Annotated in this window: 13 protein-coding genes; 8 read left to right on the plus strand and 5 right to left on the minus strand. The window is 47.1% G+C overall.

Going from position 1 to position 15,812, the window contains the following annotated elements:
* Positions 1–144: 144 nt before the first annotated feature.
* The 4 genes from ACFQ1C_RS13020 to exaC form a co-directional block, all read right to left on the minus strand.
* Entirely contained in the window at positions 145–1,134 is a 990-nt protein-coding gene (locus ACFQ1C_RS13020) for an ATP-binding protein (protein ID WP_379559052.1), read from the minus strand.
* Positions 1,135–1,271: 137 nt separating this feature from the next.
* Entirely contained in the window at positions 1,272–1,979 is a 708-nt protein-coding gene (locus ACFQ1C_RS13025; protein ID WP_379559053.1) for a hypothetical protein, read from the minus strand.
* A gap of 1,144 nt (positions 1,980–3,123) precedes the next feature.
* Positions 3,124–4,275, minus strand: a complete 1,152-nt coding sequence (yiaY, locus tag ACFQ1C_RS13030) for an L-threonine dehydrogenase (RefSeq protein ID WP_379559054.1) — start codon at positions 4,273–4,275, stop codon at positions 3,124–3,126.
* A gap of 175 nt (positions 4,276–4,450) precedes the next feature.
* The gene (exaC, locus tag ACFQ1C_RS13035; RefSeq protein WP_379559055.1) at positions 4,451–5,968 is read right to left on the minus strand and encodes an acetaldehyde dehydrogenase ExaC; all 1,518 of its coding nucleotides are present in this window, start codon (positions 5,966–5,968) and stop codon (positions 4,451–4,453) included.
* Positions 5,969–6,237: 269 nt separating this feature from the next.
* Here exaC and ACFQ1C_RS13040 point away from each other — a divergent pair, with 269 nt between their 5' ends.
* Positions 6,238–8,007: a sigma-54-dependent Fis family transcriptional regulator gene (locus ACFQ1C_RS13040; protein ID WP_379559056.1), complete on the plus strand. Its 1,770-nt coding sequence runs from the start codon at positions 6,238–6,240 to the stop codon at positions 8,005–8,007.
* On the opposite strand, the gene ACFQ1C_RS13045 is transcribed toward ACFQ1C_RS13040, so the two are convergent.
* Positions 8,004–8,681 carry a L,D-transpeptidase family protein gene (locus ACFQ1C_RS13045; RefSeq protein WP_379559057.1) on the minus strand — a complete coding sequence of 226 codons (678 nt, stop codon included), beginning with the start codon at positions 8,679–8,681 and terminating at the stop codon, positions 8,004–8,006. The genes ACFQ1C_RS13040 and ACFQ1C_RS13045 overlap by 4 nt on opposite strands.
* 185 nt (positions 8,682–8,866) lie before the next feature.
* Between ACFQ1C_RS13045 and ACFQ1C_RS13050 the strand changes: the two genes are divergently transcribed.
* The 7 genes from ACFQ1C_RS13050 (at position 8,867) to ACFQ1C_RS13080 (ending at position 15,729) form a co-directional block, all read left to right on the plus strand.
* Positions 8,867–9,493, plus strand: coding sequence for a hypothetical protein (locus tag ACFQ1C_RS13050; RefSeq protein WP_379559058.1), 627 nt, complete (start codon positions 8,867–8,869; stop codon positions 9,491–9,493).
* A gap of 682 nt (positions 9,494–10,175) precedes the next feature.
* On the plus strand, positions 10,176–11,417 hold the full coding sequence (locus ACFQ1C_RS13055) for a tyrosine-type recombinase/integrase (protein ID WP_379559059.1): 1,242 nt from the start codon (positions 10,176–10,178) through the stop codon (positions 11,415–11,417).
* 5 nt (positions 11,418–11,422) lie between these two features.
* Complete coding sequence (locus ACFQ1C_RS13060; protein ID WP_379559060.1) at positions 11,423–12,187, plus strand: hypothetical protein; 765 nt, start codon at positions 11,423–11,425, stop codon at positions 12,185–12,187.
* A 105-nt stretch (positions 12,188–12,292) separates the two neighbouring features.
* Complete coding sequence (locus tag ACFQ1C_RS13065) at positions 12,293–12,514, plus strand: helix-turn-helix transcriptional regulator (RefSeq protein ID WP_379559061.1); 222 nt, start codon at positions 12,293–12,295, stop codon at positions 12,512–12,514.
* A 127-nt stretch (positions 12,515–12,641) separates the two neighbouring features.
* Positions 12,642–12,962: a hypothetical protein gene (locus ACFQ1C_RS13070; RefSeq protein ID WP_379559062.1), complete on the plus strand. Its 321-nt coding sequence runs from the start codon at positions 12,642–12,644 to the stop codon at positions 12,960–12,962.
* Positions 12,962–13,150 (plus strand): hypothetical protein, encoded by a 189-nt coding sequence (locus ACFQ1C_RS13075; RefSeq protein ID WP_379559064.1) that lies wholly within the window; start codon positions 12,962–12,964, stop codon positions 13,148–13,150. Before ACFQ1C_RS13070 ends, ACFQ1C_RS13075 begins: the two co-directional genes overlap by 1 nt.
* The gene (locus tag ACFQ1C_RS13080) at positions 13,147–15,729 is read left to right on the plus strand and encodes a hypothetical protein (protein ID WP_379559065.1); all 2,583 of its coding nucleotides are present in this window, start codon (positions 13,147–13,149) and stop codon (positions 15,727–15,729) included. The genes ACFQ1C_RS13075 and ACFQ1C_RS13080 overlap by 4 nt, the downstream gene beginning before the upstream one ends.
* Positions 15,730–15,812 lie beyond the last annotated feature (83 nt).

The raw sequence follows: 15,812 nt of genomic DNA on the forward strand, positions 1-15,812 counted from the left end.
ATCCTGAGAAATAGTTGAGAAAAGGGATAATTTTCTCAACTTCGATTTCTAAGCTGAATAGTTACAAAACATATAAGATAAAAATTAATGCCAGCGCTGTTGGAGTGTATATTAAAACACTTACACATAACCATACGCTAATATTTATAGTGCTAATTTAGACATGCCTGAAGCCTTTTTAGTTATACCACTTGCTTCTGACTCTTCCTCTCCTACTGAAATAATATCATCGAGTAGCGAGCTAAACTGACGTGGAGCACTATTTAATCTCATACCAAAGTATGTACCTTTAAAATTAAGCCCGTCTGCATCTATATTTCTTTTGTAACCAATGATACGTGACTTACCACTACCTAAAACAAACCAACCGAATGATGTTGAAATCTCACTTAATATATATAAACCAAAGCCTGAGTTATCATAAATATTTAAGGAGCCATCTAGTTTTGTCGTGCGAGAAACCCCCGGCTTAATAGCTTTTAACAAAGCATCTTCATCGTTAGTAATTTCAAATGAGTTACTAAGTGAATTGGCTATTCCTATACCCTCGTCGATTACAGCTATTTCAACATGTCCATTTTCCCAACGCTGACCACAAACATAACAGTCATCGGTTTCGGAATGTTCAAAAACATTTCTAACAATCTCCCTAAAAGCATAATTATACAATCTATTTTCTTCGGTATCTTCGAATGTACCAGAAACAACTCTGGCTAAACCACGTACCGCAGACATGATATCTTCATACCACTCACTGATGTTTTGAGTAGACTCATCAAAATTAGGTTTGGATATTTTAGTTATAGGTAAATAAGTCGATGAGCCTTGAGCTTGACCAACTTTATTTCCTATACCCATACCAATAAAATCGAAAAAACCTAAGTGTCTTAGATATGAATGAACATTAGAAATAGTATCGTGCCCCAACTTATGAGTAGTCAGCTTATTTTCTCTACGATAGGCTATCCACTCTCTAATTTTAGAACCAGCTATCAACATAGCAGTTGGACATGAGTATTTTAAAGTTGTGCAGTCTATGCATATTTTATTTACTTTTAAGTTTCTATCAAGCTCGTCAAAAAATGGAGATAATGTATCTCTATCAAACCTTGATGGAAAATAAATCTTTTTCACAACTTCTCCAAATTACTTTATATCTAAAATTAATAAAATAGCCTAACGCCCAAATAACAGGCAAAGTAATGGTTGGCTAAAATTGTGTAGCGAAGCGAAACGTAGCCAACTGTTACGTGTCCTTGTTGATTTTCTTGTTAGGCTTCTTCAGTGCCATAGGGCTTACTAACTTCAAACGGTATATCTAAATCTTCACATAACCTAGTAACAATATCATGAGCATATAATTGTGCATGGATTTGAAGTATTTTTCGATTTTCTGATGATGCAGCATTCCCATAGTCATTAACTAAATATGAACTAGGATGAACCAATTTAGAAAAAAGCTTAAATAATCCTTTATGCTCTGATTCTAGGTCAACTGTTTTTGCTAAAATTCCTGTAGCAGCAGGTTGTTTTATTATTGGGAGGTTATACTTTATTGTAAGCTGTTGAAGCCGCTTAATTTCATTTTCTAATATTAAACGTTGTTGACAATTTTCACCTTCCGTACCTAATGACAGAATTCCCTCCAAGGTTTGAACTTTGTCAGTTACCGACTCAGATGCCCATTTTTTTTGTTCTTCGTCATTGATTAGAGTTCTTAAGCGCACATTAAGTTCATAGATACTGCGAGTTGATAACGCTAGAATTGAAATGTGTTGTTCTATAGATAATTTAGATACCTCTAAATACTCTGTCATAGCATTTAGAATATTACTCAATAAAACACTTTTTTCTGATCTCTCGATATTTTTAGTAATCCATCGACTTATAAATTTAGACTTTTTGATTATTTTATCTATATTTTTACGAAGTTGAATGTTATTTCCCTCAACTACATGATCTTTTAACTTTTTAGCCATAGATGCTACATCCTTGATTTGAAGCCTAACGCTAATTCAACGACAAATGACATCTATGCAAAACGCGCTTATTTTTGCGAAGCACAAACATCTCATTTAAAATTCTCTTTATTATCAGAAACTTAAAGCACGATAAAAATGGCACCCGAGGAATAAGCGTCAAATGTCGTTTTTCACGCAAAATGTCTGTTCGCCTATCCACCTTTCACTCGCATCAACTATTCCATATTTTTCAGTGCTTTATAAGCTTTCAAACCAAAAACCACGGCGTTTTACGACAATTGTCGCAGCAAGCAACAAATACTAATCCCTTCGGGGAGCCATAAGCCTGCCCTTTCGTCACAAGTTTTTGTTGGCGTCCTCTGCCTTCCTATATGCATCTGAGCAGCGTGCTGGTTCTATCAAGCGCCTCCAAAACGTTAAGAAGAGACAGTAGGCATTGTCGTAGCCAACCGTCACATGCCAGGGACGGCATTTGCCGAGCGCCGCAGGGGGCGAGCTTGCCTCGCCGTGACGAATTGTTTCTGCCTGTCCGAACGTCCAGTGAATGTTCGCAGTAGGCAGAAACGATGAGTGTCATCAAACCGAGCGAGTTGGCGTAGGCAAGCCTGCTGCCTCTTCATACTCTGACATTTTATAGACTTGTGACTTTTTGTAGTCCGCCCGACTCTTCAGCGAAGATATGGGTACACGACAAAAATGCCGATGTGCGCCCCACAGAAATTTATACCCATGTGGTACGCAAGGGAGGGTTCGGTGTGCGAAGTCCTGTCGACGATTGTTTTTAGCGAGTAGGCAGGCTACCGCCGAGCCTTGCAGGCGACTATTCCCTCGTTAACTTGGTATGAGACTATTCCGCCAATCTAAATACGGCTCAATTGAAGCTTCGCATTATAAGCAAGATGCGTGGCAAAATGATACATGGAAGTGGCTATTGCTTGTGATGCACCGCCAAACTACGTCAAGGAAGGGGCCGCAAGATAAATAAACGCCCAGTCGCTTATTTAAGCGACTGGGCGTAATGGCCAAAAGGTGGCTATATAGTGTGGCCTTGTTGGTTAGGCCTTGTTGGTTAGGCCTTGTTGATTAGGCCTTGTTGATTAGGCAAGGTTAAGTGCGGATTTAAGGGTGCTTATTATCCACCTTAAAACGCGGCTTTAAACATAGCGACTACGTCAGAATGGCTCGGCTGAATCGGGTTAGTTATGCCGCAGGCATCCTTCATGGCGTTAGTGGCCAGCGTATCAAAGTCAGCTTCTTTAACGCCTAACCCAGCTAAGCCCACTGGAATACCGACCTGCTCGGCCAGCTTAACGATGGCGTTAATACACAGCTTGGCGCCCTCTTCTTTACTTAGGCCTTTTACCTCTAGCCCCATGGCGGCGGCAATGTCCGTTTGGCGAGCACTGGCCACACTACTGTTAAAGCGCTGCACATGGGGTAACAAAATGGCATTACATACTCCGTGTGGCAGGTCGTAAAAGCCACCCAACTGATGCGCCATGGCATGCACATAGCCCAAAGAAGCATTATTAAATGCCATGCCTGCGAGTAGCTGAGCGTAAGCCATTTGCTCACGGGCTTCCATGTCAGTGCCATCACTCACAGCGCGGGTCAGATACTGGCTAATCAAGGTTACGGCCTTAAGTGCACAGGCATCGGTAATGGGGTTGGCCGCAGTAGACACATAGGCTTCCACCGCATGAGTCAGTGCATCCATACCGGTGGCCGCAGTTAGCGACTTAGGCATATTCTTCATTAATACCGGATCGTTAACCGACATAATCGGGGTGACGTTCTTATCAACGATGGCCATCTTAATGTGGGTTTTTTCATCGGTAATAATACAGAAACGTGTTACTTCTGAAGCGGTACCCGCCGTGGTATTAATCGCCACTAACGGCAACTGCGGCTTAGCCGAGCGATCCACGCCTTCGTAATCACGAATATCACCACCGTTGCTGGCGACTAGCGCAATGCCTTTGGCACAGTCATGAGGCGAGCCACCACCTAACGAGATAACAAAATCACAGTCATGTTGGCGCAGCAGTGCCAAGCCGGCTTCTACGTTACCCGTGGTGGGGTTAGCCTGCACATCAGAAAAAATGTGCGCCTGAATATCTTGCTTGGCCAACGCCTGTTGTAAGTCGCCAGCATAGCCTAGCTCGACCAACGGCTTATCGGTGACAATTAGCGCATGCTTAAAGCCAAGCTGGCTGAGTTCACTTACCGCCTGCTCTACGGCGCCGGCACCAATTACGTTAACCGCAGGCATATAAAATGTGGCTGTGCTCATATTATTATCTTCCTTATCAATCCAGAAACTAACGATTACGCGCTGGCAGTTAGCATGTGGCTGCCAGCGCGACCCTGTGCATTTGAGCGTAAGGCTCGTTCACGTTTAATTGAACCTGACTCAGTGTATCCGTTATTGGGACAACGCTTGTTATCCCAGATCATGATGTTCTAAATTAGAAAAAACCGAGCGGGTTACTGTCGTAACTGATCAACATACATTTGGTCTGTTGATAGTGATCCAACATCATCTTATGGGTCTCTCGCCCGATGCCCGACTTTTTATATCCGCCAAAAGCAGCATGGGCCGGATAAGCGTGATAACAGTTCATCCAAATACGCCCAGCTTGAATTCCCCGCGCCATGCGATAGGCACGGTTAGTGTCCCGCGTCCACAGACCGGCCCCTAAACCAAACTCGGTGTCATTGGAAATGGCCAGCGCCTCGGCTTCATCTTTAAAGGTGGTAACAGCCAGTGCTGGGCCAAAGATTTCTTCTTGAAAGACCCGCATTTTATTGTGGCCCTGAAAAATAGTCGGCTGAATATAAAAGCCGTTTTCAAGCCCAGTGACGGTCTGCGCCTGGCCACCCAGTAATACCTTGGCACCTTCACTGTTACCAATTTCCATGTAACGTAATATTCTATCGAACTGCTCCCGTGACGCCTGCGCGCCTACTTGGGTTTCGGTGTCTAGAGGATTGCCTTGCTTAATTTGGCGCGCACGTACTAGCACTCGCTCCATAAACTCATCGTAAATACTTTCTTCTACCAGAGCACGGGACGGGCAGGTACACACTTCTCCCTGATTAAAGAAGGTTAACAGCATGCCTTCTATGCACTTATCAACAAATTCAGGCTCATGATTCAGCACATCGGCAAAGAAGATATTGGGCGACTTGCCCCCCAACTCAACGGTGGAAGGAATTAAGCGCTCGGCGGCGGCTTTTAGCACATGCAGTCCCACCGGCGTTGAACCGGTGAAGGCCAGCTTGTCGATACCGGGATGGCGCAATATCGCCTCGCCCGCCTCTTTACCTAACCCATTGACCACGTTGATCACACCCGGTGGTAACAGGTCGCCAATAAGCTCCATTAACACCAAGATAGAGGCCGGCGTTTGCTCGGCAGGTTTAAGCACGGTACAGCAGCCCGAAGCCAATACCGGCGCCAGCTTCCAAGCCGCCATTAACAGCGGAAAGTTCCAAGGGATAATCTGTCCTACCACGCCTACCGGCTCTTGAAAGTGATACGCGGCGGTGGTGTCATTAATTTCGGCAGCAGAACCTTCCTGTGCACGAATCGCCCCGGCAAAATAGCGAAAATGATCTACGACCAGCGGAATGTCTGCGGCCAAGGTTTCGCGCACGGCTTTACCGTTATCCCAGGTTTCGGCTACGGCTAACATTTCAATATTTTGTTCGATGCGATCGGCAATGCGCAGCATTACATTGGCCCGTTCGGCGACAGATGTTTTACTCCATGCTTTAAACGCGGTTTGCGCGGCTTTTACGGCTAGGTCCACATCATCGGCATCGGAGCGAGGTACTTCACAAAACACCGCCCCGTTGACCGGCGAGCTATTTTCCATATAAAGACCATTAACCGGCTCGCGCCACTCGCCACCAATAAAATTCTGATAACGTGTCTTAAACTTAACGAGGGCACCGGCTTGTCCTGGTTGCTGATAAATCATATTGACGCTCCTTGCAGATAGCTCACTCACAAAAAGTTCGGCCAGACGACATCACTCTGCAGCCGGACTTTGACTCATAAAGAGTTGCAAACTTGATGCCAGTTGCTGCAAATCAAGAAAATAAGGTTACAAGCTCGTTACATTAGTGGCTTAGGCACGCTAATCTAATAGTGCGATCAGTTGGCGGGCAATTTTCTATGGGCAACAGGTGTTCAGTTTATGTGCACTATGTTCAGTGCAGATGTTCAGTTTCTTAACAGGGTACCAGCATGACGATAAATGCAACGAGCAAGGCAACCTTCTCTCAGCTGCCACAAGAGCAACAGTTGTTAGCGCGATCATGGCAACGCAGCCGTGATTACGGCCTGAGCCTACACAGTCGCATCGACCCTTTTTGCTTGGCCAAAGAAGATCTCCGTCATGCAAAGCAGCAACATGATGCGTTGCTACGCTATCTCAACAACAGCTTGCCTTTGTTTGAGCAACTACAACAAGGCCGCCGCTGCCGACTGTTATTTGCCGACGCTAAAGGCACCATTTTATTTAGCACAGGCGACCCCTACTTTGGCAATAAAGCCCAAAAAATAGCCCTCGCCAGTGGCGCCAGTTGGCACGAGCAAAGCATGGGCACCAACGCCATTGGCACCGCACTTACCGAACAACAAGAAGTGACCATCTTGGGGCAACAGCACTTTTTAGCCGCTAACCACGGTATTAGCTGTAGCGCCAGCCCAGTATTATCACCGAGTGGCGAACTATTGGGGGTGATTGATATTTCCAGCGACATGGGAGAACACAGCCAAGACATGCTGTTAACCGCAAGGCTAATGGCCTTGGCCGTAGAAAACGCACTCGTCATGGATCAGTCTCATGCACACTGGATCCTCAACTTGGCACCCGATGCCGGTAGCTTGCAACAACCTTGGTCTGGCATTATCGCCCTGTGTGAAGACGGCCAACTACTAGGCGCAAATCGCAGTGCCCGTCATTGGCTGACTGAGCTGGATCTTCCCGACATGCTAGGCCGCCTGCAACAAGGCGAGCTCACCCAAGTAAAACAAGGCATCGCGCTGCTAAGCCGCCAACGGTCTGCACACCCTAACCGCACCTCATGCGCAAAGTCAGCATCTTCACAGCCGCTATGCCCACGCGAGACTACGGCACTCAAACTAATGGCGCGGCAAATTCCGCTGCTTATTCAAGGCGAAACCGGTACTGGTAAAGATCACTTAGTACGCCGGTTACATCAGGCAGGAAATCGCGCTACGGGCCCGCTTATTGCCGTTAACTGTGGTGCATTGCCTAGCGAGTTACTGGAAGCTGAGTTATTTGGGTATGTAACCGGTGCGTTTACTGGCGGTACTAAGCAAGGCCGGCCCGGTTATATTCGCGCCGCAGATCAGGGGATTTTATTTCTCGATGAAATTGGCGAGCTACCGCTAGCAGCGCAAACGCGGCTGTTAAGAGTGCTGCAAGAAAAAACGGTTACGCCCCTAGGTTGCCATGCGCCGCAATCAGTAGACTTTCAATTAATTGCAGCCAGCCACCGGGATCTGACCGCCATGGTCGAACAAGGAACCTTTCGCCAAGATTTGTATTTTAGGATCAACGGTTATACGTTGCAGCTGCCGCCGTTGCGCGAATATGAAGCGCAAGACTTTAATAAGCTGCTCAAGCAACTGCTGGCTGAGTGTTTCCCTAAAGACGCGCCCTTTAGTGAGATAACGTTAGATGACGCCGTTATTCATGCACTACGCACTTATCACTGGCCTGGCAATATTCGCCAGCTAAAGCAGCAGTTAGAGGTAGCCATTGTGCTGGCCGACGGTCATCACATCAACCTATCGCACCTGCCCGAGTTGCCACAATTAACCCTCACCCCGCCACGAACAAGGGATTTAAAATCCCTTGCGGACCAACTGATAGTACAAACGTTAGATGAGTGTAACGGAAACGTCAGCGCGGCCGCGCGTCAGTTGAACATGAGCCGAACCACTATATATGCACGGCTAAAAACGCTTAAATCTGAGTCTGTTTAAATATCATCTTTCGGAAATTTAGCAAACTCTTGGGATATATCAGCATACAGCTCTACCGCCCAGCGCGGTAAATTGTCAGCAAAGCCATCTAGGGGCTCACGGCGCGGATCGTGCGGAGCAATCACCACCGAGGCGCGGTGCGTGCCCACTTTATTCACCAACACAAATAATTCTTCTACAGCGATATCTCCAACCGCTAAACAGCCGGTAGATTGTGCCTTGCCGTGAATATAAATGTCGCCGCCCAAGTTGGTACGCCCTTCTTTAGCGGCGCGCATTAAATCATAGGCGTTGGGGTAATCGAGCCCCATCGATAAATGAAACTGGCTATTAGGGTTTAAATGCGTGATGCGATAAATGCCTTCTGGCACCTGTTTATCACCTTCTCTTAGCTTGGGCCCCGCTTTACCGCTGGCCTTGCTAATGGGGTAGCTGCGAACAAAAGTAAAATCGCCGTCGTTGCGCGCCCATAACTCCAGTGCCTTTTCCTCTTTAGTAGCCAACAACACCACCTCTTGCGGAGGGTAAGTGATATTAGCCCGCATAAAGTAAGGTTTCATGCGTATTTCTGCCAAGTAACCATACGCAGACACCACTTCATCTACGCTGCTGTGCGGATACTGGGCAGCCATCGCCGCAGGGCTGGCTAAAGTGGCCAAAATTAAGGCTGGCACGGTAAATCCTCGCAAAAGACGCATAAATAAGACTAAACCCAATAGAAACAGATAACTCAATAATAGCGCGAGGCTAGCTCAGATGTAATCTGTCGCAGCAAATTAATAATTAATGATAGCTCAAGCCTACTATTGCACTTTTTGTATTAAGCTTAATAAACACTCCTCAAGATAGGCAATCACGAGTGACACAGTATTCAACGTCATACATTGTTGCCCTGTCGTCTTTGCTTTTATCGACTTGGCTACTGAGTGGCTGCACCCAGCTATCATCGCGGCCCTATTCTCTTGGGCCCTATCTGTTCGAGCCTTTACCAAGTAAGCGCATACCGCTGTTGCCAAACACGCCCGGCGTGGCCATCAGTCAAACTAACCCCCCTCAGCTAGACAGCATTACTTTTTTTTCTGACACAGCGTTTAGTGCCGCTCGTGCCAAGCCCTGTATTGATAAACTCATCTCTTTACCAGACGACGAGACTAATGCCATCATCTACGTTGGTCGAGATATGGTAAATACCCCAGGGCGCATCACAGTAAACACCCAACAGCTAGGTTTGCTATCACGTACCTATCAAATCGCTTTTCAACTGTCTACTTTTGGCCAAATCAACGGTGTCCACTATGGTTTTAGCCAATTGGGGCTAACACGAGCAGCCGCAGTGGATGTCGCCAGCCACAACACTAACCCCATATCGCCCACCTCCCCAGATGCCCAGCTGGTTTACCAATCACTAGAAGCGCTCTATCAACAGCTTGATGAGTGCATGGCAGAGGACAATGCGGCAGATGGACCTTTAGAGGCAACACAGTGACGTATTGGAAGAGTAGATAGTCTTCGTTCGATACTTATAGAGCGGCCAAATAGAACAAATCATCCTGCTCAACAGGACTGCCAGCTGAAGCGGCAGGCTACTAATATTTATCCAAGTAAAATCACAAAACAAATGGGTAAATACCAACTCAGCCCGAGCGTAGGGTCGCCTTATTTAGGCAAGAAGTATTCGATCTCTTTAGGCCGTACTATGGTTTTTGGTCGATTGAAATCGACCCTACGATCAGGATGGCTCCTTGTTTTTTGTAGGGGCGAATTTATTCGCACAATAATGCTGGCACGGCCTAAAAGAGAGCAACCTACAAAACGAACGTGAAACCATGACACCCAACAGAGTATCTACAAAAGACATAAAAATCTGATCAATCTAATCAGTTAGTTTTCCAGATTGGTATTAATGGTTTTGGTACTTAGAGCTATCGGATTTCAGGCACAAAAAAGCCACTCTTGCGAGTGGCTTTTTTGTATTACTTATGGTGCCCGGAGCCGGCACCTAATTCAGTTCCCATCAGAAACCAACAGAAGCCACAACCCCTTTAAATACAAGGCTTAGCGGGCTTTATCATTCTCAAGCGTTCCCGTACAATACCCCCAAACCCCGAATAATTGGGGGTATTATTGGGGGTATCCAAAGCTAAATACCCCCAACCAAGGGGGTAAGTATGAGCACAAAAACAAAGGCCATAACCGAGACGGCAATCAGGCACGCCAAGCCCGAAAGCAAGCCGTATAAAATGGGTGCCGGGGACGGTATGTATTTATTAGTTAGCCCGAGCGGCTCTAAGCTATGGCGGCTCAAATACCGGATCTATGGCAAAGAGAAAACCCTAAGTATTGGCAGCTATCCAGAAATCACACTCAGGCAAGCGCGTATTGCAAGAGATGAAGCGAGGGAGCTACTAGCCAAAGGATCAGACCCCAGCGCCGACAAACAAGAAAAGCAGCAACAGGCACACGCGCAAACCCTCACCTTTAAGAAAGTCGCTGAACGCTGGTTTAAAGCTAATGCCGAGTTAGCAGCCAAGCCATGGGCAGCCGCTACCGCTCGCAAAGTACGCCTATATCTAAATAAAGACCTTTACCCCGCGTTAGGTATTAGGCCGATCGCCGAGATAACCCGAGTCGAACTCATAGCCTTAAACGAGCGTATGGAAAAACGCGGCGCAATAGATGCAGCGAGAAAAACCCGAGAATGGCTAAATGCTATTTTTGATGATGCGTTTGACCGTGGCGAGATACCCCATAACCCCGCTCACCGATTAAAGCCGAGCGCCTATTCAAAAGGTGCTGTAAGTACCCCCAACCCAAACATAGGTTTTAATGGCCTACCCCAGCTATTGGCGGACATTGAAAACTCAGGCACTCATTTAGTGGTAAAGCTGGCGCTTAGAATGCTGATCTTAACCGCCGTTAGACCGGGCGAATTGCGCTATGCCATATGGGGAGAGTTCGATCTAAAAACGGCCACATGGCATATACCCGCCGAGCGTATGAAAATGAGACGGCCTCACACAGTGCCGCTACCTAGCCAAGCGGTGGAGATCTTGCGCCAGCTTAAAGAGATAAACCCCAGCGGCTTATTGTTTTCATTAGACGGCACTAGGCCAATTAGTGAAAACACCATGAACATGGCATTAAAGCGCATTGGCTACACTGGCAAACAGACCGGGCACGGCTTTAGGCACTTACTCAGTACCGAGCTAAACGAGCGCAGCTATAACAGCGACTGGATAGAAACCCAGCTTGCACACGTTGGAGAGGACAAAATAAGAGCCGTTTATAACGCAGCAGAATACATAGAGCAGCGCCAGCAGATGATGCAGGAATGGGCAGACTCTATTGATGCGCTAATGGCTGGCGCTAACGTGGTGGCGTTCCGAACAATTACAGCTAAGGGAGCTTAAAAAATATGTCTAAGTATATTTTACAGTACCTGTTCAACTCCGAGATCACAGGCGAGCAGCGCAAAATGTGGCAAGACGAAGCAGCCAAGATTAAGATCGTTGATTACACCCCTCTCGGAGTAGTCACAGAAATACCACCAGAACTAGCCGAGATTGATGATAGTGACCCCTTATGCGAATTGAGGGGGCTTCACATATGGGAGCGCCCAGCATCTAGGTACAAACAACGCTTTACCGACGCAATAAAGAGACAAGAAGATGATAAGTTTAACCCTGATGATATAGCGCAAATACTATCAGAGCAGCAAGGCAAGGATGTTGACTTTTTTATGGAAAAAATAAGAGAAGGTTTTGCCAAAAGCTGGCTAAAATTCTACTTTCAAGACGGCTCACCAGCAGACTATATAACCTTATCTGATGGCTACCCTATGCCGTATGAGTATTATCTAGGTCTTGATCAAGAATACTCCACTCGAGAAGATATAAATGTATGGCTTGAAAGGTGGGGAGCTAAATACCGTTTTTTAGATGGTCATAAACAGCCAACTGAGAAGAAAGGGATACAACAGCAAAGGCTAATACTTGAGGAGTTAGAGAAGCTAGGGCACAACCCCCAAAAGCTACCCAAAAAGGATAAAGGTAATAGCTGGATTAAATCAGAAGTAAGAAAGACTCTAGATAATAAATATCCTTTTGAAGCGAGAACCGCTTTTAATAGCGCATGGAAAGAGCTATTGGCACTAAAACGAATTAAAGAGGCTAATAAATAGTCACTGGGTATGGGATAAAGAGTTCTAGTCCCACCCTTCCCCCCACACATAGTCCGCAAGGTTTGATAGTCACAACGACCCAACGCCAACCGCGAGGCATAAGTTATGGCTAACCCAACCAGCACCACCTTTATCAAATTACCCGCCGTTAAAGAGCGTACCAGCTTATCTACTAGCGAGATCTACCGCCGTATTGAAGCTGGCACCTTTCCCACTCAAGTGAAGCTAGGCGCTAAGGCCGTGGCATGGCTAGAGCATGAGATTAACGACTGGATCAATCAGACTATTACAGCAGGCCGCCCCACTACTAACAACGTGGAGGCGTAAACCAAATGACACATAAAAAAACGGCCAACCCAGTGAGAGCTGACCGCCTTAATGTTTTATTGAGTGCTTTGCCGTCTCAGTATAGCAAATGTTTGCAGCGCACCGCTAACACTAGCGAGGTACGCTCATGAGCCTATCCCTTTTCGAGCTAAAAGCAGCACACACCAACGGCACCTTAGTTATGGGGCTAGACCGTCACGGCGTTTTATACCTACCCGATACAAGCGGCGGCGCTCAGTCAATTTTTATATGTGCAGCCTATGACGGCCTGACATTACACAATGACGGTAAGCATAATTACTACCCCATGGAGTGGTTCTTAAAAGAGCTTGGCGCTGATAGTGCAACAATAAAAGCAGCCCGTGATAAGTTTGCCAGTTGCCCCGTAATTGCTGGCATTCGTGCAGGCCTTGAAGAAGAAGGGTTCTTCTCAGGGAGTGCAAAATAATGAGCAACCACAGCGAAATAAAAGAAGTCACCCTCCAAGAGCTAGAGCAGTACGCCAAGCAAGCCAAAGTTTACGGCACCAACCATAAAGCTATGGCCATAAGCACTGGCAAGAAGCGCCGCATTATTGCCGCTATTGAGCGCAGAGAAGCAAAGCGAGCAGCTAAGCGCTCAGGTGGTGCTAAATGAGCGCCTTTAATTATGAAGCAGGCACAACAGGTGCAGCGGTTGAAGCCTCACCATTTTGGCAAACGTCAGACGGCGAAAGCCTAGCGGCACCGATCGACATGTTAAGCACGGCGCTTTGCTCAGGCTTTGGTAAATACCACACCAACAACCCAGACGCGAAGAAGCACACGCCATACGAAGCCATGACGTTGGCAGGCATTGCCGAAATGATGGAAGCACCACCAAGCGCGGCTAAGGACTCAGCACAGTGGGTCATATTCTCAAACTATAACGGCGAGCATGGGCGCAACGCTGAACACCAACGAAAGCACGGTTTATTCTTTGCGCTATGGTCTGATATTGACGAAGCCGAAGGAGTGCCAACGGTCGACATTCTTAGCCGTGCTTGTGGTGGGGCTGGCAGTGTCGAAACGTGGCTTTATTCGAGCAAGTCAGCAAAAGAAGCAAACCAAAAGGCGCGGTTGATATTTCCGCTATCTAAACCAGTAGACGGCCACACATTCGAGCTACTGCAAGAGGTGCTAAACAATCACATTGAAGCCCAAGGCATAAAGCCCGACCGAGTTAATGAGACATGCACACAGGTTTGCTATCTACCGAACAAGGGCGAGTTTTACACAACCGAAAAGCTAGACGAGCTAGACGGGTGCGAGCCGTTAAACCCCAGCGCGTGGGCGGTTGAAGTCGACGCTTTAAGAGCTAAGTATAAGGCTGAACAGGCCGCCACCAAAGAGCGCACAGCAGCCAGTAAGCAACGCATGGCCGAGCTAATGGCATTGGGCACATTCCAGCCAAGAACAGCAGCGGCGCAGGCTTACGACTCCCGCGACATACTGCTTAACAATGGCGGCAAAGCTACGGGCAGCCGCGTATTGTCACCGCACAGCAGCAGTGGTACAGCGGGGATCACTTTTAGAGATGGTAAGTGGTTTAGCTCCCACAGCTCTGACGTAGATGCAGGCATGGGTAATATAGGCAAAGACGGCAAAGCCTTTGGAGACTCATTCGATCTGATATGTTTTTTCGAGTATGGCAACGACGAGAAAGCGGCAGCGGCGGCGCTTTCTAATGAGCTAAACCCAAACAACAAGCAACAGCAAGTTGATTACATGGCAAACAAGGCCAGCCAAGAGGCGTTAGAGTTGCTAGAGCGCCAAGCCGCAACCCTTAACACTCAAGCGCCTAGCCATGTCGATATAACTAAACCGCATGGAATTGTGGGCGATATATGCGACCTAATGAGCCTAAAGGCGCGGCGTGATATTCCAGAACTCTACCCAGCCGCAGCAATGCAGCTTATGAGCTTAGTCGGACACAAACGCAAATCAGTATTAACAGATAGATTCTCTATTCTTAGCCTAACTATTGCAGAGTCGGCAGTCGGCAAAGACAACCCACAAGGCACACTAAGTAGCATTGCCAAACAGCTTGGCGTGAGTAAGCACATTATGGGAGGTATCGGCTCATTTAAAGAGATGATCACTAACATGATCGACGGGGACGGCGTAACCGTTTATTCATCCGACGAGGTGCATTCTATCTTTCAATCAATAGCGAGTAAAAACGCCGCCAGCTATGAACAGAAAATAGAAGCCGAGATTCTAAAAATGTCGACGAATGAGCTTTACCTATTCCGAGGTATGGAGAAGCGCGACAACCTAGCACGGCTAACAAAGAAGCTAGACGAAGATGATAAAGAGGTCGCCAAAGCTGTAAACAACTTAGAGGCAGCAGAGGCAACAGGCGACCCCGCTAAAATAAAAGCAGCGTCCGACGAAAAACAAAAGCGAATAAACATCATAGCGAAGACACGCAGCCACATTGAGTACATCACTAACGGGTGGCCGTTTCCTTACTTTGGCTTTATGGGTTTTAGTACCCCTAAGAACATGGAAGCCATCACCGCCGACCCTGATAATATCGCGTCCGGTATGCTTGGCCGAATGCTGATCACTCGCACAGGTAACTATATTCCCAAGGTTAAACGCGAGTTAGACAAAGGTGCAATCACGTTTCAGGAAATAGAGGTTATAGAGAAACTGGCCGCTATCCAGAACCTAAGAAGCGAGCCGTTAGAAATTACCGCCGAGGCCTCAGAGTTGTTAGGTAAGTATGCCGACTTTTACGAAGCCGACGAGCAGCGCCTACACAATACAATGGGCGCAGTTTGGCGCAGAGCCTACGAGCAGACCGTAAAGGTGGCAACCGTGCTGGCGCTAGGTAATAAATATATAAGCGTGGAAGATGTAGAGTATGCAAACGCCTATGTTTTAAACTCAATATGCGACCTTGAGCATGTCATTATTCAAGTAGCAGCCGCAGCAAATGGCGCTAGTGATCAAACAGTACTCAAGGCAGCACAAGGAACACTATTAAAAGACTGCAAAGCAAGCAAAGGCCGCACCAAGTACGAGATAACAAAATTTATCACCAGAAATGAGAAATGGACGGCTATGCAAGAGGTTGACATGTCACGGGATAGAGTTCAGGAGTTAATAGACCACCTGATAAGTGCAGGAGCACTTGAAACCGTACAGTCGCCCCGCTCGGTTAGGTATCGAACAACAAACCCCAGCTAAACCCGAAGCCCCCAGTGAGATCTTTTTCTTATCCGCCAAACCGTTGGCGTGCTCTGGCGGCTTTAGATCCTTGCTACCACTGG

The sequence above is a fragment of the Oceanisphaera ostreae genome (genome assembly GCF_042676125.1).
GTDB classification, from domain to species: Bacteria; Pseudomonadota; Gammaproteobacteria; order Enterobacterales; family Aeromonadaceae; genus Oceanimonas; species Oceanimonas ostreae.

Coding starts and splice junctions, on each gene's coding strand:
- ACFQ1C_RS13040 (WP_379559056.1), top strand. CDS start 6,238: ATGACGATAAATGCAACGAGCAAGGCAACCTTCTCTCAGCTGCCACAA.
- ACFQ1C_RS13075 (WP_379559064.1), top strand. CDS start 12,962: ATGAGCAACCACAGCGAAATAAAAGAAGTCACCCTCCAAGAGCTAGAG.
- ACFQ1C_RS13070 (WP_379559062.1), top strand. CDS start 12,642: ATGAGCCTATCCCTTTTCGAGCTAAAAGCAGCACACACCAACGGCACC.
- exaC (WP_379559055.1), bottom strand. CDS start 5,968: ATGATTTATCAGCAACCAGGACAAGCCGGTGCCCTCGTTAAGTTTAAG.
- yiaY (WP_379559054.1), bottom strand. CDS start 4,275: ATGAGCACAGCCACATTTTATATGCCTGCGGTTAACGTAATTGGTGCC.
- ACFQ1C_RS13055 (WP_379559059.1), top strand. CDS start 10,176: ATGAGCACAAAAACAAAGGCCATAACCGAGACGGCAATCAGGCACGCC.
- ACFQ1C_RS13065 (WP_379559061.1), top strand. CDS start 12,293: ATGGCTAACCCAACCAGCACCACCTTTATCAAATTACCCGCCGTTAAA.
- ACFQ1C_RS13025 (WP_379559053.1), bottom strand. CDS start 1,979: ATGGCTAAAAAGTTAAAAGATCATGTAGTTGAGGGAAATAACATTCAA.
- ACFQ1C_RS13080 (WP_379559065.1), top strand. CDS start 13,147: ATGAGCGCCTTTAATTATGAAGCAGGCACAACAGGTGCAGCGGTTGAA.
- ACFQ1C_RS13060 (WP_379559060.1), top strand. CDS start 11,423: ATGTCTAAGTATATTTTACAGTACCTGTTCAACTCCGAGATCACAGGC.